At 64.5% G+C, this 18728-nt stretch carries 14 protein-coding genes; 5 read left to right on the top strand and 9 right to left on the bottom strand.

The window, feature by feature from the left end:
- Window positions 1-6 precede the first annotated feature (6 nt).
- The 6 genes from J3489_RS01765 to J3489_RS01740 all read right to left on the bottom strand — a co-directional run bounded on the left by J3489_RS01765 (window position 7) and on the right by J3489_RS01740 (window position 8287).
- Window positions 7-1434 carry an efflux transporter outer membrane subunit gene (locus tag J3489_RS01765; RefSeq protein WP_206995545.1) on the bottom strand — a complete coding sequence of 476 codons (1428 nt, stop codon included), beginning with the start codon at window positions 1432-1434 and terminating at the stop codon, window positions 7-9.
- A 13-nt stretch (window positions 1435-1447) separates the two neighbouring features.
- Window positions 1448-3412 (bottom strand): MacB family efflux pump subunit, encoded by a 1965-nt coding sequence (locus J3489_RS01760; RefSeq protein WP_206995543.1) that lies wholly within the window; start codon window positions 3410-3412, stop codon window positions 1448-1450.
- 2 nt (window positions 3413-3414) lie between these two features.
- Entirely contained in the window at window positions 3415-4614 is a 1200-nt protein-coding gene (macA, locus tag J3489_RS01755) for a macrolide transporter subunit MacA (RefSeq protein WP_206995540.1), read from the bottom strand.
- 12 nt (window positions 4615-4626) lie between these two features.
- Entirely contained in the window at window positions 4627-5442 is an 816-nt protein-coding gene (locus J3489_RS01750; protein WP_206995539.1) for a DUF3658 domain-containing protein, read from the bottom strand.
- 51 nt (window positions 5443-5493) lie between these two features.
- A complete protein-coding gene (locus tag J3489_RS01745; RefSeq protein WP_206995537.1) occupies window positions 5494-7209 on the bottom strand; it encodes an ATP-binding cassette domain-containing protein in 1716 nt (571 codons plus the stop codon).
- A gap of 253 nt (window positions 7210-7462) precedes the next feature.
- Entirely contained in the window at window positions 7463-8287 is an 825-nt protein-coding gene (locus tag J3489_RS01740) for an IclR family transcriptional regulator (protein ID WP_206995535.1), read from the bottom strand.
- Between the two features lie 392 nt (window positions 8288-8679).
- Here J3489_RS01740 and pcaF point away from each other — a divergent pair, with 392 nt between their 5' ends.
- Complete coding sequence (gene pcaF, locus J3489_RS01735; protein ID WP_206995533.1) at window positions 8680-9882, top strand: 3-oxoadipyl-CoA thiolase; 1203 nt, start codon at window positions 8680-8682, stop codon at window positions 9880-9882.
- Window positions 9883-9961: 79 nt separating this feature from the next.
- On the opposite strand, the gene J3489_RS01730 is transcribed toward pcaF, so the two are convergent.
- Window positions 9962-10609 carry an outer membrane lipoprotein gene (locus J3489_RS01730; protein ID WP_206995531.1) on the bottom strand — a complete coding sequence of 216 codons (648 nt, stop codon included), beginning with the start codon at window positions 10607-10609 and terminating at the stop codon, window positions 9962-9964.
- 344 nt (window positions 10610-10953) lie between these two features.
- On the opposite strand from J3489_RS01730, the gene J3489_RS01725 reads away from it, so the two are divergent.
- Window positions 10954-12033 (top strand): Rieske 2Fe-2S domain-containing protein, encoded by a 1080-nt coding sequence (locus J3489_RS01725; RefSeq protein ID WP_206995529.1) that lies wholly within the window; start codon window positions 10954-10956, stop codon window positions 12031-12033.
- A 64-nt stretch (window positions 12034-12097) separates the two neighbouring features.
- On the opposite strand, the gene gabD is transcribed toward J3489_RS01725, so the two are convergent.
- Window positions 12098-13564 carry an NADP-dependent succinate-semialdehyde dehydrogenase gene (gene gabD / locus J3489_RS01720; protein WP_206995527.1) on the bottom strand — a complete coding sequence of 489 codons (1467 nt, stop codon included), beginning with the start codon at window positions 13562-13564 and terminating at the stop codon, window positions 12098-12100.
- Window positions 13565-13581: 17 nt separating this feature from the next.
- A complete protein-coding gene (locus tag J3489_RS01715; protein WP_206995525.1) occupies window positions 13582-14868 on the bottom strand; it encodes a 4-aminobutyrate--2-oxoglutarate transaminase in 1287 nt (428 codons plus the stop codon).
- Window positions 14869-14996: 128 nt separating this feature from the next.
- On the opposite strand from J3489_RS01715, the gene pdxR reads away from it, so the two are divergent.
- The 3 genes from pdxR (at window position 14997) to J3489_RS01700 (ending at window position 18715) form a co-directional block, all read left to right on the top strand.
- On the top strand, window positions 14997-16535 hold the full coding sequence (gene pdxR / locus J3489_RS01710; RefSeq protein ID WP_206995523.1) for a MocR-like pyridoxine biosynthesis transcription factor PdxR: 1539 nt from the start codon (window positions 14997-14999) through the stop codon (window positions 16533-16535).
- Between the two features lie 363 nt (window positions 16536-16898).
- Window positions 16899-17939: a M14 family zinc carboxypeptidase gene (locus J3489_RS01705; RefSeq protein WP_206995521.1), complete on the top strand. Its 1041-nt coding sequence runs from the start codon at window positions 16899-16901 to the stop codon at window positions 17937-17939.
- Window positions 17936-18715, top strand: coding sequence for an alpha/beta fold hydrolase (locus tag J3489_RS01700; RefSeq protein ID WP_206995519.1), 780 nt, complete (start codon window positions 17936-17938; stop codon window positions 18713-18715). The genes J3489_RS01705 and J3489_RS01700 overlap by 4 nt, the downstream gene beginning before the upstream one ends.
- The last annotated feature ends 13 nt before the right edge of the window (window positions 18716-18728 follow it).

Here is an 18728-nt window from a genome sequence, read left to right as displayed (position 1 = left end):
CGCCGACTACCGCTCGCCGAGCGCGACGGAATCCACAGCGGGGCCGGCCAGCGGGAATGAGGCGGCATCGCTGCCGCCGAGCGCCTTGTACAGGTTCATCAGGTTGTTGAGGCGGCTCAATTGATTCAACGCCTGAGCGCTTTGCGCGTCCCGCAGGCGCTGCTGCTGGTCGAGCCAGGGCTGGACGTCTGTTGCGCCTGCTCGGAAGCGCGCTTTCGCTAGCGTTTGCGCGCGTTGCGCCTGTGCGAGCGACAAGCTGCGCTGCGTCGCCTCGCTATCGAGCTGAACCCGCGCCGACAACGCGTTTTCGACCTCACCCAGCGCGCCATAGAGCGTTTGCCGGAAGTTCACGACGGCTTCCTCGTACTCGCTCTTCGAGACCTTGATCCGCAACTGCATCGCGTTCCATTGAATGAACGGCAGCGCGAGCCCGACGCCGAGCGTCGCCGCCGGGTTCTGCAGGACGCGCGCAAGGCTCTGGCTCGTCGTGCCGAGATTGCCGGTCAGCGTGAACGCCGGGTAGAAGCTCGTGCGCGTCACGTCGACGTTCGCGAGCGATTCGCGCAGACGAAACTCGGCCGCGCGCAGATCGGGGCGCCGCCCGAGCAGCTCGGCAGGCACGCCGGCCCTCACGTCGGGCAGCGGCATATCCGGCAATACATCGCGCTCGGGCGCCTGCGCCTGCGGCGGGCGGTCGAAGAGAATCGCAAGCGCGTTGCGGTTCTCGGTGCGCTGCTGGATCAACTGCGTTTGCGCCGCGCGCTGCTCGGACAGGCTCTGCTCCGCCTGCGCGACGTCGAGGCCCGAGACGGCTCCGGCTGCGTAGCGCGATTTGACGAGCGCGAGCGTCTGGTTGGCATAGGCGATGTCGGCATCGCCGAGTGCGATCTGCTGGTTCAGGTAGCTCACTTGCCAGTAAAGCGCGGCCGTGGTGCCGATCAGCGCCAGCTGCGCGGCGTCACGATCGGCTTGCGTCGCTTCGGCTTCCCAGCGCGCAGCGTCGCGTTCGGCGGCCAGCTTGCCCCAGAGGTCCAGTTCGTACGCGAGCGAGCCGGTGATGCCGCTAGTTCGGCTCATCTGATGCGTGTCGAGCGCGCGTGTGATGCTGCCGTTCGCCCCGAGCGTAATGGCCGGCGTGAGAGTCGTGTCGGCAAGCCCGGCTTGCAGTTGCGCGCGATAGACGCGGATCGCCGCGGCAGCGAGATCGTTGTTCGTGCGCAAGGCATCGCCGATCAGCCGGTCCAGCACCGGATCGTTGAAGGCTTGCCACCACCGGGCTGGCACGGGCTCGGCTTGCGCGTCGGCGGGCGAGACCCAGTGCGCGGGCATGTCGACGGCGGGCAGCGGCGGCTTGCCCGATTTCGCGCAGCCGGTCAGAAGGATGGCCGTAACCAATGCGACGGCATGGCGACGAACACGTGCAATCGAAGTCATGGCCGGCCCCCCGTCAATCGCGCGCGAGCGCGTCGATCGGATTGAGCCGCGATGCGTTGAGCGCGGGCATGAAGCCGAACACGATGCCGATCAGCGTCGAGCACAGGAACGCCGAGACGATCGAGCTGGCCGAGAACACCATTTTCCATGGGTCGACAAAGAAGGAGAACACGAAACTGATCGCAAACGACAACACGATTCCGATCGCGCCGCCTATCAGGCACACCATCACGGCTTCGACGAGGAACTGCTGCAGGATGTCGGCCCGGCGCGCGCCGACTGCCATGCGGATGCCGATCTCGCGGGTGCGCTCGTTGACGGAGACGAGCATGATGTTCATCACGCCGATCCCGCCGACGACGAGAGAAATCACCGCGATCAGCGAGAGCAGAAGCGTCAGCGACCGGCCCGTGTTCTCGACGGTCTTGACGACGCTGTCCATGTTGTCCGTATAGAAATCCTGGCGGCCATGCCGCTGAAGCAGAAGCGTTGTCAGGCTGCGCTCGGCTGCGGCGCTGGGCTGGCCGTCGCGAACCCTCACTCGGACACTGTCGAGAAACGGCTGCCCGAATAAGCGGGTGCTCGCGGTGGTGAAGGGCACCCAGACGTTGAGGTCTTTCGTCGGGCCGAACATCGTTTTCTTCTCTGACGTGACGCCGATCACGACGCAGGGCTGGTTGTCGATCAGGATGATCTGGCCGAGCGGATTGACGGACGCGCCGAACAGCTTGCGCCGTGTGTTCCGGTCGATCACGGCGACTTGCGCCTGACGGCGCACGTCTTCGGCGCTGAAGGCAATCCCGGCGCCGAGCGGGAGATCGGTGACCTGGAAGAAGCGTTCGCCGACGCCGTTGACCATCGCATTCAAGTCGACGTTGCGGTATCGAAGCATGAGGCTGCGGGCCGTGATCGGCGTGACGCTGTCGACGTAAAGTTGTTCGCTCAACGCCGTCACATCGGCCGGCACCAGTGTCTGAATATCGCCGGCGCGGCTGTCTCCCCAGCCGCGGCCGGGATAGACGTCGATGGTGTTGGTGCCGATGCTGCTGATCTCGTTCAGCATGTAGCGCTTGGCGCCTTCGCCGATCGCGACGATCGACACCACCGACGTGATGCCGATGATGATGCCGAGCATCGTCAGCAGCGTGCGCAGCCGGTGCGAGACCAGCGCGGCCCACGCCATCTTGAACGCCTCGGCAAACCGTCCGATTCCGGCGGCGAGGCGCGGCGCGCGGGGCGGCAGGGCGCCATTGCCGGCGTTGTCGAAGCTGGCGGCGCTTTCGCCGTATTGGCGATTGCGATGGTCGCCGACGATTTCGCCGTCGCTGATCTCGACGATGCGGTGCGCGTGCGCTGCGACGTGCTTGTCGTGCGTGACGATGATGATGGTGTGGCCGAGTGCGTTCAGCTCGCGCAGAACGCGGATCACATCCTGGCCGCTTTTCGTATCGAGTGCGCCCGTCGGTTCATCGGCGAGGATCACTTCGCCGCCGTTCATGAGCGCCCGCGCGATACTCACGCGCTGCTGCTGGCCGCCGGAGAGCTGGCTCGGCCGATGCCCGGCGCGCTCGGCGAGCCCGAGGCTCGCGAGCAGTCGCTCCGCACGCTCGTGCCGCTCGGCGTGCGAGCTCCCCGCATAGACGGCCGGCATTTCGACATTGGCCGCCGCGTTCAGGTGCGGCAGCAGGTGATAGCGCTGGAAGATGAAGCCGAAATGCTCGCGGCGCAGTTGCGCGAGTTCGTCGTTCGAAAGCTCACTGGTTTCGCGGCCTCCGATCCGGTAGCTGCCCCAGCTCGGATGGTCGAGGCAGCCGAGGATGTTCATGAGCGTCGATTTGCCCGAACCGGACGCGCCGACGATTGCGACGATCTCGCCCGCTTCAATCGTCAGATCGACACTTTTGAGCACGACGACGTCCTTGTCGCCCGCCGGAAAGCGGCGCGTGACGTTCGTCAGTTGCAAGAGCGGTTCCGGCATCGTCAAGCTCCCGAGCCGGGTGCGCCGGGATCGACATCGGGGTGGTCCGCGGCCTCGCCGATGATTGCGCTTTCCCCTTCGTTCAGGCCCGACAGCACTTCCACTTTCACACTGTTGTTGATTCCCGTGCGAACCCTGCGCGTATCGACTCGGTTGTCCTTGCCGAGCACGCGCACGGGATAGGCGCCGTTCTTGTCCTTCGGCCCGAGCGCGGCCACGGGGATGACAAGCGCATGCTGCGCGGCGCCGAGCACGATGCCGACCTGCGCCGTCATCGAGATGCGGAGCCGGTGTCCCGGGTTCGGCACCTCGAAAAGCGCGTTGTAGAAGACAGCGGTGTTCGGTTTCGAGGCGCCGCCGCCCATGCCGCCTGCGCCGCCCTGCATGTCGAGGAAGTTCTGCGGCGCGGGCTCGATCGCGCGCAGCTTGCCGTAGTAGCGCTTGTCGGCGTCGCCGAGGATCGTGAAGTAGGCGCTCTGGCCTGGATGAATGCGGATCACGTCCGCTTCGGAAACCTGCGCCTTGACGGTCATCGTTTCGAGATCGGCGAGCTTGAGGATCACCGGGGCCTGCTGTTGCGCGATCACGGTCTGGCCTTCCTGGGTGACGATCGCGACCACAACGCCCTCCATCGGCGCGGCGATGCGCGTGTAGCCAAGGTTCGCCCGCGCCGTCTCGATCTGGATGCGGGCGGAGCGGATCTGCGCGTCGAGCGACGCGAGCGTTGCGCGCTGCACGTCGAGCTGCGCCTGAGCGGCTTCGAAGTCCTGCCGCGAGGCGGCGTCGTCGCGGAGCATCTGCTGCTGGCGCTTGAAGGCGAGCTCGGCCTGCGTGAGCTGGGCGGCCGTGGCGCGCCGTTGCGCGGCGAGATCGGCTTCGTTGGCCACCGCTTGGCGCAGCGCGTTCTCGGAGATGACCGGATCGATCTCGGCGAGCCATTGGTCCTTCTTGACTGTGTCGCCGAGCTGCACCTTGAGTGACTTCAACTGGCCGGACACCTGCGCGCCGACATCGACTTGCTTGAAGGCCTGCAGCGTGCCGGAGGCTAGGACGGCGTCTTCCAGGTCGGCGCGGGAGACGGTGGCGCTCAGGTATTGCGGGCCTTCGCTGCCCGAAAAAAACAGCTTGTAGAGCGCGGTAAGCAGAATCGGCACGATGACGGCCAACGTTGCACCGATCCAGCGGCGTGGATTACTTTTCATGATTGCCTGTCATCAAATAACACGAAATTCGAGTCGCATTGGATCGCTCGAATCACCTCTCATTTCCATCTCCGTTGAATTTTTGGCAAGCTGAATAATTCGATAGCTAAATACTAGATCGCCGGGAATGGAGTGCCCGTCTGCCCAGCACTTACGAATCGCTCTTAGTAGGATTTTCGGCATGGCCTCCCAGTCGGTTCGAATGGACGACGTTAATACCTCGTCGAATGCATCAATGGCAAAGGATTTAAGAACATTTTCTGCATCAAAAAGACGGAATGCCGAGTTTTCCGACTTTAGTCTGGCCCACTGCCTTCGATATCCCTCTACACATTCCAGTCGAATCAGTTCCGCCGAATGGCGAATTGAATTCATTATCTTTTCTGGATCCGATTCGAAATTCAGAAAATTGCCATGACCGGGAAAATCTGGCCTTGCCATTAAAAATGTCTTCGGATCACAGCGGTCAATCCAGTACAAAAAATTCGCGTACTCAGCTGAATCGTTCACATCGACCCAGGCCACTATACTCACGCCGCGATGAATCCATTCTCTCAGCGCAAAGTACGTTCGCTCAGCCGCGAGCAACTGTTCTTTTTTAACTTCAACGCCAACGTGAGTATTTAACCATTCCCGGCGGGAATCTACGCTGCTGAATTCAATTGGCCCCAGGTGCATCTCCTCTAAAGCAAATTCAACTTCCTCGTCTATTTTCTTGTTGGCTACAAATTCTTTGACAAGGGAATAGACATTGTATGAAAAGGCAACGTTGACAATCTTGGGGCTGCGCGAGTTGCGATCGATGGTGTGGGCAGAACTCGTGGTCATACGATATTCCTTGGATTCCTCATCGCTGATGCTTTTTATTCACCGAACAACTCAGTTCGGGATTTCGGCTGGAGGACGTGCAACGAGCCTTACCCGACTGTCTCCCACCTGATAGATCCGGTCCGCTACACGCAGCAAGGCATCACGATGGGTCACCGCGATGATCGTCGGCACGCGCACCCTGACACGTTCGATGATTCGAGCCTCGCGCGCTGGATCGATTGACGACGTCGGTTCGTCGAGAATCAAAATTGAGGGCCGCCGGGCTAACGCTCGACCGAGCGCGATCCGCTGCCGCTCGCCGCCAGATAGCTCCCGCCCCTGTACCCCCAGATCCTGATCCAGGACGTTAGGTGTGCATTCTTTGCCAAGATCCGCGAGTTCAAGTTCGTCGACGATCTCCAGCAGCAGCCGATCATCGGGCGTGTCATCACAGCCATACGCGAGGTTGTCCCTCAGTGTCCCCGAGACGATCAACGGATTTTGCGGCGCCACTGCCAGCTCTCTAGCGATGACTGAGGAGGCAACGTTGCGGGTATTCGCGCCTAGCACGGAAACCTTGCCGCGGCTTGGGCGAATCAAACCGAGTATCAGATTGATAAGGCTCGACTTGCCGCTTCCTGATGGTCCAATGAGGACGGTCAACTTATTTCTTGCTGCGCGAAAGCAAACATCTTTCAGGATCACGCGCGACCCTACGACGAGATCGGCGTTTTCGATATCGCATACGAGACCGGTCGATCGGACGAACACCGCAGTGGAGTCGCCTGATTCCAGCGGCAACCCAAGAATCTCGAACCCGTCGCGCAGGGCGACGTGATTTCCGCGCAGTTCAGACAAAGTTGCAGAAAGCATCGTGAACGGGGCGGTCAACGTCACGATATAGCCGACGATCATCACGAAATCGCCGACCTGGAAAGAGGCGTCCGTGACTTTTGCGGCTGTCATGACAGTGAACGCCGTTAGCACGATGCCGGTACACAGTGCTTGCGCGGCCAATAACAGCGCCATTCGTGAGTTGGCACGCGATGCCTTGGTGACGTACTCGCGCAGGATGGCGCTCAGCGCGGAATCTTCCCGGTCGTAAGCGTTGTTCAACTTGATGTCGAGCAGGAAGGAAAGTTTTTCGACGAGATGGCTCGACAAGGCGTTCTCGGCGCTGAATACATCCTGATGAGCATTTTTGCTTCTTGAGGCCAGCCACCAGGTCGACACAAACAGCACCAGCATCGAGATTGCGAAAGCGACCGCGAAGTACCCTTCGGTGAAGCGCCACACGACGGCGCTGGCAAGGCCCAGTTGAAACAGCGTGGGAACGACCACCCAGAGCAGCGTGAAGGTGATCGTGCTGAAGGCCGTTCTGCTGCGAGCGACGATCGATGCTATGGAACCGGGGTCAATGGCCGCTAGTCGGCCATACTCGACTCGGATGAGATGTGAATAGAGCGCACGTTGAAAAGAGGCGTCGCAGCGCGTCAGCGGGATTGCCGAAACCATCGTTTTGATCCATTCCGACACGCGCGCGGCGGTCCAACACAGTCCATAGGCCCCGGCAAGCAAGATCGCCGTGATCGCGTGCCGGTGTTCACCGGCCGACAACGCGTTGGTGGCTTCCCGCAGGAGATAGGGGACGAGGGCGTCGAGTCCGGTCACCGCGAGCATGAAGAGCGTCGACGCAACGAAATGGACGGGCAGTGCCTTATAGTTTTTCACTGCCGTTCGATATGCAGTGATGTAGTCAGTCAGCAATTCCCTAATGAACTGCATGCTTTGTCCTCTTCTTTTTAGGCCGGACGAGCGGGATCGGCGCGACGATGCGTAACGCTGCGTCGATCCAGCAGAGGTGATTTAAATTTGGACTGCGAAGCGCATTGGCGCCTGATGATCGGTGATTGTAATTTAAATGTAATTGTTGTGTTCAAGTTTCGGTGGACGGCGGCAGATCGATTCGCTGACCAATCTGCGCGGATTCAACCGGTGGATGCAACACACCCCAACCGCCCCGAAACGCCAACGAGGGCTAACCGCGCCGCGCCACCAGATCGGAGACGGTCCGCGAAGCCTGCTGCAACGGTTCCAGAAACGCCTTGACCATCTGCTTCGCGGAATTGCGCTGCACGTTGCCGCTGATGTTCAGCGCGGCGATCACGCGCCCCTGGCGGTTGCGAATCGGCGCCGAAAGCGAAATCAAGCCGGCCTCCAGTTCCTGATCGACGACCGCCCAGCCTTGCGCGCGGACTTGCGCGATCGTCGTCTTCAGTTCGTCCTTGTCGACGATCGTGCGCGGCGTGTAGGCGACGATCTGCGTGGCGTCGAGCGCCGCGTCGAGTTCTTCGTCGCTCAGCGCGGAAAGCAGCACGCGGCCCATCGACGTGCAATAGGCCGGCAAGCGGCTGCCGATCGAGAGGTTGATCGTCATGATCTTGTGCGTCGGCACGCGCAGCACGTAGACGATCTCCGTGCGATCGAGCACGGCGGCCGAGCAGCTTTCGTGAACCTGCGCGGACAACTCTTCCATCACCGGCTCGGCCAGGTTCCAGAACGGCATCGACGTCAGGTAGGCGAAGCCGAGATCGAGGATCTTCGGCGTGAGGCGAAAGAGGCGCCCCTCGGCTTCGACGTAGCCGAGCGTTTGCAGCGTGAGCAGGATGCGCCGCGCGCCCGCGCGCGTGAGGCCGGCGGCGGCGGCGACGTCGGTCAGCGTTTGCTCGGGGCGCTCGGCGTTGAACGTGCGGATCACCGCGAGTCCGCGCGCGAACGACTGGACGTAGGAGTCGCCGGGCTTGTCCGGCGCTTCCGCGGCTTCGTCAGGGAACGGGGGCGACGTTTGGGGGGCTTTGCTCATGGCCTCGTGGCGGAAACCCGCCGTGCGGAAAGTGGCAGCCGTGAAGATAGCTCAAGGCTCGTAGTTCGCCAACCTTCGGCCAGGCGGAACAGGGCGAAAGCGCTTGGAACGCGAGCGCCGCCGGCGAGATCCGCGCAAATGCCGGCCATTTGAAACGTAAAAAGGCAGGTGCGCGGCCGGTTTATCAGAAAAGGGTCACGCTTGACAAGGGTTTCCACGAGCCTCTATGATCGTCGTAAATGTTCGATACACGATCTTTAGTTCGCATATAGAACATATGCGGTCCGGTCGCACGGGCTTTCCCATTCGCAGCGACAATCGGCGGACCGCCACCCGCTCGATTGCGCCGCGCCCAAGCGCGTGCGCCAGCACTCACTCTCTGGAGACATCACATGACCGAAGCCTTCCTGTGCGACGCCATCCGCACGCCCATCGGCCGCTATGCGGGTTCTTTGTCGTCGGTGCGCGCCGACGACCTCGGCGCCGTGCCGCTGAAAGCGCTGATGGAGCGCAACAAGGACGTCGACTGGTCGGCCATCGACGACGTGATCTACGGCTGCGCCAACCAGGCCGGCGAAGACAACCGCAACGTCGCGCGCATGTCGCTGCTGCTTGCCGGTTTGCCGCAAACCGTGCCGGGCTCGACCGTGAACCGCCTGTGCGGCTCGGGCATGGATGCGGTCGGCATCGCCGCGCGCGCGATCAAATCGGGCGAAGCGGCGCTGATGCTGGCGGGCGGCGTCGAAAGCATGAGCCGCGCGCCGTTCGTGATGGGCAAGGCGCCCGCCGCGTTCTCGCGCCAGGCCGATATCTACGATACGACCATCGGCTGGCGCTTCGTCAATCCGCTGATGAAGCAGCAATATGGCGTCGATTCGATGCCGGAAACGGGCGAGAACGTCGCGCAGGACTACAAGGTGAGCCGCGAAGCGCAGGATGCGTTTGCGTTGCGCAGCCAGCAGAAAGCCGCCCGTGCGCAGCGCGACGGCACGCTCGCGCAGGAAATCGTGCCGGTGACGATCGCGCAGAAGAAGGGCGATCCGATCGTGGTCTCGCAAGACGAGCACCCGCGCGAGACGAGTCTCGAAGCGCTGGCGAAGCTGAAGGGTGTCGTGCGCCCCGACGGCACGGTGACGGCGGGCAACGCGTCGGGCGTCAACGATGGCGCCGTCGCGCTCTTGCTCGCCAATGAGGACAGTGCGAAGCGCTTCGGCTTGACGCCGCGCGCACGCGTGCTCGGCATCGCGACGGCGGGCGTCGCGCCGCGCGTGATGGGTATCGGCCCCGCTCCCGCCACGCAGAAGCTGCTGGCGCGTCTCGGCATGACGATCGACCAGTTCGACGTGATCGAACTGAACGAAGCGTTCGCGTCGCAGGGCATTGCGGTGCTGCGCATGCTCGGCGTGGCCGAAGACGATCCGCGCGTCAATCCGAACGGCGGCGCGATTGCGCTAGGGCACCCGCTCGGCATGAGCGGCGCGCGCCTCGTCACGACCGCGACGTATCAACTGCACCGCACGAAGGGGCGCTACGCGCTGTGCACGATGTGTATCGGCGTCGGGCAGGGGATTGCGATCGCGATCGAGCGGGTGTGATGGCGAGATAAGCCGAAGCGGCGCTGCTCGGCTCGCTGAACGCGGGCCGTTGTGAAAACGGCCGCGCGAAGCCGGCGCTTCAATAGCGTGCGATCTGGTCGCCGTCGATACGCACTCGGTCGCCCGGGTGCAGATCGCCCGGGTTCGGCATGTCGAACGAGCGCATCGAGCCGTCGCTCAACTGCACCGCGACGCGAAAGCCCGCCGATCGTGCGCCGACCTGCTGGCCGATCTGATTGCCGGCCACTGCACCGCCGAGCGCGCCGACGACGGTCGCGACATCGCGTCCATGACCGCGCCCGATCTGGTTGCCGAGCACGCCGCCGACCACCGCGCCGACGACGGTGCCCGCCACGCTCGACGGGCTCGCCGGGTTGCTGAGCGGCTGGATGGCCGTCACCGTGCCGTATTGCTCCGCATAGCCATAGGCCGGGGCGGGCGCCGGCGCCGGTTGATAGTCGGAAGGCGGCGGGGGAGGCGGCGGCTGGTATCCGGCAGGTGGCATCGGTGTGGGCGGCGGCGCGTAGGCTGGCTGTATGTCGGGCGCTTGCGTGTACGCGGGTTGTTGCGTGTACGCGGGTTGAGCGTACTGCGGCTGCGCGTACTGCGGCTGGGACGAATAGGACGCGTACGGGTTGGGCGCCACGCAGCCGCTCAAGGTAAGCGCTGCGCCGACGGCGGCAATGGGAATCAAGGAACTGGCTTTAGCGAAAAATGCGCGCGTCATCGGGTGTCTCGACTTCGAAGCGCCGCTTGCTTGCGGCGGATTGATCCGGTTGCGGATCGGCGCGTGAAGTATAGGGAAAGCCGCGTCCGCAATGGCGTGGCGCCGCGGTAACAGTCTGTAAAGTGTGTAGCGGTGCGGCAGGCCGCTTGCGCGGGGTGTCTTCTTTGCCGGTGGCTGCGCGCTCACGCGCACGTCGGCGGCCGCCGCCGCTTCGGCGCCTCTCAATTAGGATCACATCCGTTTGCCTGTGCGGGACCGACCTCGGTTAGACTCGGTGACGACATTCGTCTTGGCCGCGAGCGCGGCTGTCACCTAGCTGTCAGTCGATTAAGGAGGCGTCACCCATGCACGCAGTTCCGTCGCTGGATAGCGCGACCGAAGACGCAGTCCCCGTTCCGCTACGGGACCTGCGCCGCGTCGATATCCACCCCGATCACTGGTATCCCCTCGCCTGGTCCCACGAAGTGAAGCGCGGCAAGGCGCATGGCGTGCGCTTCGCCGGCGATCCGATCGTGCTCGTGCGCACGGAGTCGGACGCCGTGTTCGCACTCGAGGACCGCTGCGCGCACCGCCAGGTGCCGCTGCATGCGGGCGTGGTCTGCGGCGAGCGGATTCGCTGCTGTTATCACGGCTGGACCTACGACGGCACGGGCCGTTGCGTCGACATTCCGTATCTGGGCCCCGAGCGTTTGCCCAATGGCGTGCGCTCGTATCCGTGCCGCGAGGAGGGGGGGCTGATCTTCGTGTTTCCCGGCGAGGCTGCGCTCGCGGAGACGAAGCCGCTGCCGCGGCTCGCGTCGCTCGGCGAGAAGGCTTACAAGACGCGGCGTTTCGGCCGCGAAGTCGCGTGCCACTACTCGTTCATGCACGAGAACCTGATGGACATGAACCATCAGTTCTTGCATCGCCGGCAGATGGGGCAGATGCGCGCCCGGCCGCTTGGGCGCCGCCGCGGCGAGGGCTGGGTCGAGGTCGATTACACGTTTTCGCGGACGGAAGGCAAACAGCCGTTCGGCGAAGCGATCGTGTTCGGCGAGCGCCCGAACAGCACGAAACACGAAAAGAAGGACGTGATGACGATCCGCACCGCGTACCCCTATCAGATGCTGAAGATCCGCTCGGGCGACGAGACCCTCGTGATGGATCTATGGATCGCCTACGTGCCGCTCGACAAGGCGCAGCGCACCAACCGCACGTTCGGGCTGTTGTCGATCCGCCGGCCGAAAATCGGCGTGCTGCTCGATGTGGCGTGGCCGATGCTCGTATGGTTTACCGACCGCATCTTCAAGGAGGATCGCGAGATCGTCGAGCGCGAGCAGAAGGCGCACGACCAGCAAGGCGCCGACTGGAACCAGGAGGTGTTTCCCGTCATCAACGAGTTGCGCGCGTTGTTGCGCGAGTGCGGGGCGCCGCCGGCGGGCTGAGCGGATCGCGGCAAGCCTGTCGCGATCCGCTACTGCGCGGCTTGCTGATTTCAGGCCTCGCGCGTCATGCCTCCATGCACAGGTACTTGATGACGACATAGTCGTCGATCCCATAGTGCGAGCCTTCGCGGCCGAGCCCCGACTGCTTGACGCCGCCGAACGGCGCCACCTCGTTCGAGATGAGCCCCGTGTTGATGCCGACCATGCCGTACTCGAGCGCTTCGGCCACGCGCCACACGCGGCCGATGTCGCGGCTGTAGAAATAGGCGGCGAGGCCGAATTCGGTGTCGTTGGCGAGGTGCACGACTTCGTCGTCCGATGCGAACTTGAAGAGCGGCGCGAGCGGGCCGAACGTTTCTTCCTTCGCGACTTTCATCGCGGGCGTGACGCCGGTCAGCACGGTGGGCTCGAAAAAGCCGTGGCCGAGCGCGTGGCGCTTGCCGCCTGCGACGACCTGCGCGCCTTTCGCGAGCGCATCTTCGATGTGCGCCTCGACCTTCAGCACCGCCGCTTCGTTGATGAGCGGGCCTTGCGTGACGCCCGCCTCGGTGCCGCGGCCGACCTTCAGCCCGCCGACCGCCGCGCGCAGCTTCTCCGCAAACGCGTCGTAGACCTTCTCGTGCACATAGAACCGGTTCGTGCAGACGCAGGTCTGCCCGCTGTTGCGGTACTTCGATGCGATCGCGCCGGCCACGGCCGCGTCGAGGTCGGCATCGTCGAACACGATGAAGGGCGCGTTGCCGCCCAGTTCGAGCGAGACCTTCTTGACGGTCGGCGCGCACTGCGCCATCAACAGACGCCCGATCGGCGTCGAGCCGGTGAACGACAGCTTGCGCACGGCCGCATTGCCGGTCAGCTCCGCGCCGATCGCTTTCGGCTCGCCCGTGACGACGCTGAAGACGCCGGCCGGCACGCCCGCGCGCTCGGCCAGCACCGCGAGCGCGAGTGCGGAGAACGGCGTCGCCTCGGCGGGCTTCACGATGATCGGGCAGCCCGCCGCGAGCGCGGGGCCGACCTTGCGCGTGATCATCGCGGCGGGGAAGTTCCACGGCGTGATCGCCGCGCAAACGCCCACCGGTTCCTTCACGACGACGATGCGCTTGTCCGGCGCGGGGCTCGGAATCGTGTCGCCGTAGACGCGCTTCGCTTCTTCCGCGAACCATTCGAGGAACGACGCCGCGTACTGGATCTCGCCCTTCGCTTCGGCGAGCGGCTTGCCTTGCTCGGTCGTGAGGATCAGCGCGAGGTCGTCCGCGTTTTCGAGCATCAGGTCGTGCCAGCGGCGCAAAACTGCTGAACGCTGCTTGGCGGTCTGCTTGCGCCACGCGCTCCAGGCGCGGTTGGCCGCCTCGATCGCGTGACGGGTTTCCGTCGCGCCCATGCTCGGCACGGTGCCGAGCACATTGCCGGTGGCGGGGTTGCGGACTTCGAACGTCGAGCCGTCCGCCGCGCCTTGCCATTCGCCGGCGATGAACGCCTGCGTGCGCAACAGCGACGCGTCCTTCAAATTGATCGGTTCCAGGTTTTGCATTTTCACTCCAATTTCGATTAAGCCGCGACGCCCACGCTTTCCTTCAACACCTCTTCGAGCAGGCCGAGCGCTTCGTCGAACACGGCGTCTTGAATGGTGAGGGGAAACAGGAAGCGCACGACGTTGCCGTAGACGCCGCACACGAGCAGCAGCAGCCCGCGTTCCAGCGCGCGCGCCTGCACTTTCTTCGTGAACTCGGCATCCGGCTCGCGCGTGCCGGCCTTGAAGAATTCGACGGCGACCATCGCGCCGGGGCCGCGCACGTCGGCGATTTGCGGCACGTCGCTTTGCAGCGCCGCGAGCTTCGCTTTCAGCTTGTCGCCGAGCGTCGTCGCGCGCTCGCACAGGTGTTCTGCGTCGATCACGTCGAGCACCGCGTGCGCTGCCGCGACGGCGAGCGGGTTGCCCGCATAGGTGCCGCCGAGGCCGCCGGGCGCGGCGGCGTCCATGATGTCCGCGCGGCCGACCACGCCGGATAGCGGCATGCCGCCCGCGAGGCTCTTGGCGATCGTCATCAGGTCGGGCACCACGTCGTAGTGATGCATCGCGAAGAGCTTGCCGGTGCGCGCGAAGCCGGTCTGCACTTCATCGGCGATCAGGAGGATGCCGTGCTCGTTGCAGATCTTGCGCAGGCCGCGCACGAACTCCGCGGGCGCCGGATAGAAGCCGCCTTCGCCCTGCACCGGTTCGAAGATGATCGCGGCGACGCGCTTCGGATCGATATCGGCCTTGAAGAGCGTCTCGACTGCGCGCAGCGAGTCGGCCGTCGACACGCCGTGCAGCGGGTTCGGGAACGGCGCGTGGAACACGTCCGACGGGAACGGGCCGAAGCCGAGCTTGTACGGCGCGACCTTGCCGGTGAGCGCCATGCCCATCAGCGTGCGGCCGTGAAAGCCGCCCGAGAACGCGATCACGCCGGGGCGGCCGGTCGCCGCGCGGGCGATCTTGACGGCGTTTTCGACGGCCTCGGCGCCCGTGGTGAAGAACGCGGTCTTCTTCGGATGGCCGCCGGGGGCACGAGCGTTGATCTTCTCGGCCAGCTCGACGTACGACGCGTACGGCACGATCTGATAGGCGGTGTGCGTGAAGTGATCGAGCTGCTCGCGGATCGCCGCGACGATCTTCGGGTGACGGTGACCGGTGTTGGTCACGGCGATGCCCGCGGCGAAATCGATGAAGCGGCGGCCTTCGATGTCCCACAGTTCCGCATTCTCCGCGCGCGCCGCGTAGAAGTCGCACATCACACCGACGCCGCGCGGGGTGGCGGCGTCCTTGCGGGCCTGGAGTTCGGAATTGGTGGTCATGGCTCATTTCCTCGCGTTCGATTGAGTTCGGGCACGGCGGATGGGGGAAAACCGCCCGATGCAACGACTATAATCAGGTTTGGCTCCAATTATTAGAGCCATTTCAATGAAAATGTAGGAGCCAATTTATGCGCGCGAGCGTATTGTCGGACTGGCTCGCGCAGCGGCTCGAGCGCGGCAACGGGCAACCGGTCTACCGGCAGCTGCATCGGCTGCTGCAGCAGGCGATCCTGTCGCGCGAGCTGCCGGCCGGCACGAAGGTGCCGTCGTCGCGGCTGCTCGCGAACGAGCTGGGGATTGCGCGTAACACGGTGACGCAGGTCTATGAACAACTGGTGCTCGAAGGCTATGTGACATCGGGGACCGGGCGCGGCACGTTCGTCGCCGACAGCGCGCCGGATGAGATCGTCGGGGCGCCGGAGACGGCCGGTGGGCCGCGGGCATTGCCGGAACCTCCCGGTGCGCAACGGGTGCAGCCGTTTCAGCCTGCGGCGCGCGCGCTGTCGGCGCGCGGCGCGCGCCTCGTCGCGGGAGCCGGCGTGTCGAAGCGCCAATGGGGTGCGTTCATGCCGGGCGTGCCGGACGTGTCGCGTTTTCCCGCGCAGGTGTGGAACCGCATCAGCAGCAAATACTGGCGCCGCCTGCGCCCGGAACTCCTGACCTACGCGCCGGGCGGCGGCCTGGCGCTCCTGCGCCACGTCCTTGCCGACTACCTGCGCACGTCGCGCTCGGTCCGCTGTACGCCGGAGCAGATCATCGTCACGACGGGCATTCATCAATCGGTCGATCTGGCGGTGCGTCTCTTGTCCGACCCCGGCGACGCCATCTGGACCGAAGACCCGTGCTATTGGGGCGTGCGCAGCGTGCTGCACGTGTCGGGGTTGCGCTCGCGTCCGATCGGCGTCGACGCCGAAGGCATCGCGCCGTCGCCCGACGATCTCGCGAATCCGCCGAAGCTGATGCTCGTCACGCCGTCGCATCAATATCCGCTCGGCATGGTGATGACGCTCGCGCGCCGCCGCATGCTGCTCGAATACGCGCGCCAGCATCAATGCTGGATCATCGAAGACGACTACGACAGCGAGTTCCGCTACGGCAGCCGTCCGCTCGCTTCGTTGCAGGGGCTCGATACGGCGGGGCAGGTGATTTACGTCGGCAGCTTCGGCAAGACGCTCTTTCCCGGCTTGCGCGTGGGGTATCTCGTCGTGCCCGAGGCGCTGGCGGAGAGTTTCGCGACCGCGAGCGCCGAGCTGTATCGGGAAGGGCAGCTATTGCAGCAGGCCGTGCTGGCCGAATTCATCGCCGAAGGGCATTTCACGTCGCACATCCGAAAGATGCGCACGCTCTACGGGCAGCGGCGGCAAAACCTGCTGGATGCCGTCGCGCGGCGCTACGGCGACGCGTTGCCGACGGTCGGAGGCGATGCGGGGCTGCATCTCGTGTTGCAGCTGCCGCAGTTGCCGGGGGGCGCGGACGACCGCAAGGTGGCCGCCGCCGCGCTCGAGCGCAATATCGTCGTGCGGCCGTTGTCGGGGTATTACGCGCAGCCCGCGCGATCGGCGTCGGGCTTGCTGATCGGCTATGCGTGCGTGCCGGATGAGGAGATCGTGCCGTCGTTCGAGCTGTTGGCCGAGGCGATTGACGAGACGGTGGGGCGGGTGGGGTGAGGGTTTGCGCGGGCGCGCCTTTGGCAAGTCGCACGGTGGAAAACCGACGCGTTAAGCCGCCTCACTTGGCGTTGCTTCGCGTTCATACCGGCACGGCCTTCGCCAGCACTTCGCTGCGAAATTTCTGCGGCAGATCCTGCAGCCTCAGCGTGCGCTGCGTTAAATCATGGGCATTCTAAGAAGTGACTTTGACGGTCCGATGAAGGCATCTCAACGTCTATACGACTATATGTTATGAGGATTGTCGGATCGACATAAAAAAGAGGGTGCGGCGAAGGGCCGCTGCTACAATAAACTGTCTATATTGTTTAGATCCCAGGCGGTGCCTGCGGCACTCATTTCCCATCGACTCGGGCGTTCGCGATGACTACCGTGCTGACCCAGGTGCCCGAGACGACCTTCGCCGAATACGAAGACCTGAAGGCGATTCTCGACGCGGGGGCGACGCGCTTTTCGATGCGCATCGCCTGCGAAACGCAAGCGCAAGGGCGGACTTTCCCGGTGTATGTCGCGACGATCGGCTCCAACGATCCACAGGCGCCCGCGATCGGTTTTTTCGGCGGCATCCATGGCCTCGAGCGCATCGGCACGCAATTGCTGCTCGACTACATGCGCTCGCTGCTTTACCGGCTCGAATGGGACGAGCTGCTGCACAACCAGTTGCAGTCGATCCGTCTCGTCTTCATGCCGATCGTGAATCCCGGCGGGATGTGGGCGATGACCCGCGCCAACCCGAACGGCGTCGATCTCATGCGCAACGCGCCGCAGAACGCCGAAGGGCGGGTGCCGTTTCTGGCCGGCGGCCAGCGCATCGGGCCGTGGCTGCCGTGGTATCGCGGCAGGCACGGCGCGCCGATGGAATTGGAGGCCGCGACGCTCTTGCGCGTGGTCGAAGCCGAATTGATGTCGCGGCCGCTCAGCTTCGCGCTCGACTGCCACTCGGGCTACGGCTTTCGCGACAGCATCTGGTTCCCTTACGCGAAGTCGAAAAAACACATGCCGCACCTGCCGGAAATGTTCGTGCTGAAGACGATGTTCGAAAGCGCCCACCCGCACCACGGCTACGCGTTCGAGCCGCAAAGCCACCAATATCTTGCGCACGGCGACCTGTGGGACTGCGCATACGACCGCACGCGGCCGCCGAACATCTTTCTGCCGATGACGCTCGAACTGGGATCGTGGCTGTGGATCAAGAAGAACCCCATCCAGATCTTCAAGCGCGAAGGCATGTTCAATCCGATCAAGGCGCACCGCACCGAGCGCGTGTTGCGGCGGCACGTGAACCTGCTCGATTTCCTCGCCCGCGCCGCCTTCGCCGCGCCGCGCTGGCTGCCGCAAGGGGCGGCGCGCCATCAGATGCTGCAGCGCGCCACCGATCACTGGTACCGGGCGCGCCGCGCATGACGACCTGGATTCTCCTGCGCGGCCTCACCCGCGAAGCGCGCCACTGGGCGGCGCTCCCCGACAAGCTGCGCGCGAGCGGCATCGAAGGCGAGGTGGTGCTCGCCGATTTGCCGGGCAACGGCATTCATTCGCGCGTGCGTGCGCCGGCGAGCGTCCCGGAGATGGTCGATTTCGTGAGCGCGGACGTCGCCCGTCTCGGGTATGCGCCGCCGTACCGCGTCATCGCGATGTCGCTCGGCGCGATGGTCGCGGCGGCCTGGGCGCAGCGCGCGCCGAAGGATATCGAGTGCCTCGCGCTCATCAACACGAGCATGCGGCCGTTTTCCGGGCCGACCGAGCGGCTGCGCCCGAGTGCGTGGATGGAGTTGCTGTGCGCGGCGTGGCGCTGGCGCGACCGGCGCGACGCCGAAGCCGCGATCCACAACCTCACGTGCAACCGGCACGACACGCGCGACGCGGACCTGGCCGCGTGGACCGAGATCTATCGCAGTGCGCCCGTAAGCCGTGCGAATGCCTTGCGTCAGCTTTGGGCCGCCGCACGCTTTCAGGCGGCGCCGCATGCGCCGCGTTGTCCGACGCTGGTGCTGTCGTCGCGCGAAGACCAGCTGGTCGACCCCGCTTGCTCGAAAAAACTCGCTGCCGCCTGGCAGGCGACGCATGTCGAGCACCCGTGGGCGGGGCACGATCTGCCGCACGACGATCCGGCGTGGGTCAGCGACACCGTCGCCGCGTGGGGCGCGACGTCGTTCGAAAGGCCGCTCAGCACGCAACGTTGAGTCGCCAAGCCGA

Origin of the sequence: Trinickia mobilis, assembly GCF_017315705.1 — a bacterium.
GTDB classification, from domain to species: Bacteria; Pseudomonadota; Gammaproteobacteria; order Burkholderiales; family Burkholderiaceae; genus Trinickia_A; species Trinickia_A mobilis.
The sequence above is the reverse complement of the archived record's forward strand: the minus strand, read 5'-3'. Positions and strand labels throughout refer to the sequence as shown.

Excerpts from the sequence above, each read along its gene's own strand:
- J3489_RS01705 (WP_206995521.1), top strand. The coding sequence starts at position 16,899 with ATGACTACCGTGCTGACCCAGGTGCCCGAGACGACCTTCGCCGAATAC.
- J3489_RS01700 (WP_206995519.1), top strand. The coding sequence starts at position 17,936 with ATGACGACCTGGATTCTCCTGCGCGGCCTCACCCGCGAAGCGCGCCAC.
- J3489_RS01725 (WP_206995529.1), top strand. The coding sequence starts at position 10,954 with ATGCACGCAGTTCCGTCGCTGGATAGCGCGACCGAAGACGCAGTCCCC.
- J3489_RS01750 (WP_206995539.1), bottom strand. The coding sequence starts at position 5,442 with ATGACCACGAGTTCTGCCCACACCATCGATCGCAACTCGCGCAGCCCC.
- J3489_RS01740 (WP_206995535.1), bottom strand. The coding sequence starts at position 8,287 with ATGAGCAAAGCCCCCCAAACGTCGCCCCCGTTCCCTGACGAAGCCGCG.
- J3489_RS01765 (WP_206995545.1), bottom strand. The coding sequence starts at position 1,434 with ATGACTTCGATTGCACGTGTTCGTCGCCATGCCGTCGCATTGGTTACG.
- J3489_RS01730 (WP_206995531.1), bottom strand. The coding sequence starts at position 10,609 with ATGACGCGCGCATTTTTCGCTAAAGCCAGTTCCTTGATTCCCATTGCC.
- macA (WP_206995540.1), bottom strand. The coding sequence starts at position 4,614 with ATGAAAAGTAATCCACGCCGCTGGATCGGTGCAACGTTGGCCGTCATC.
- gabD (WP_206995527.1), bottom strand. The coding sequence starts at position 13,564 with ATGCAAAACCTGGAACCGATCAATTTGAAGGACGCGTCGCTGTTGCGC.
- J3489_RS01760 (WP_206995543.1), bottom strand. The coding sequence starts at position 3,412 with ATGCCGGAACCGCTCTTGCAACTGACGAACGTCACGCGCCGCTTTCCG.
- pdxR (WP_206995523.1), top strand. The coding sequence starts at position 14,997 with ATGCGCGCGAGCGTATTGTCGGACTGGCTCGCGCAGCGGCTCGAGCGC.
- pcaF (WP_206995533.1), top strand. The coding sequence starts at position 8,680 with ATGACCGAAGCCTTCCTGTGCGACGCCATCCGCACGCCCATCGGCCGC.
- J3489_RS01745 (WP_206995537.1), bottom strand. The coding sequence starts at position 7,209 with ATGCAGTTCATTAGGGAATTGCTGACTGACTACATCACTGCATATCGA.
- J3489_RS01715 (WP_206995525.1), bottom strand. The coding sequence starts at position 14,868 with ATGACCACCAATTCCGAACTCCAGGCCCGCAAGGACGCCGCCACCCCG.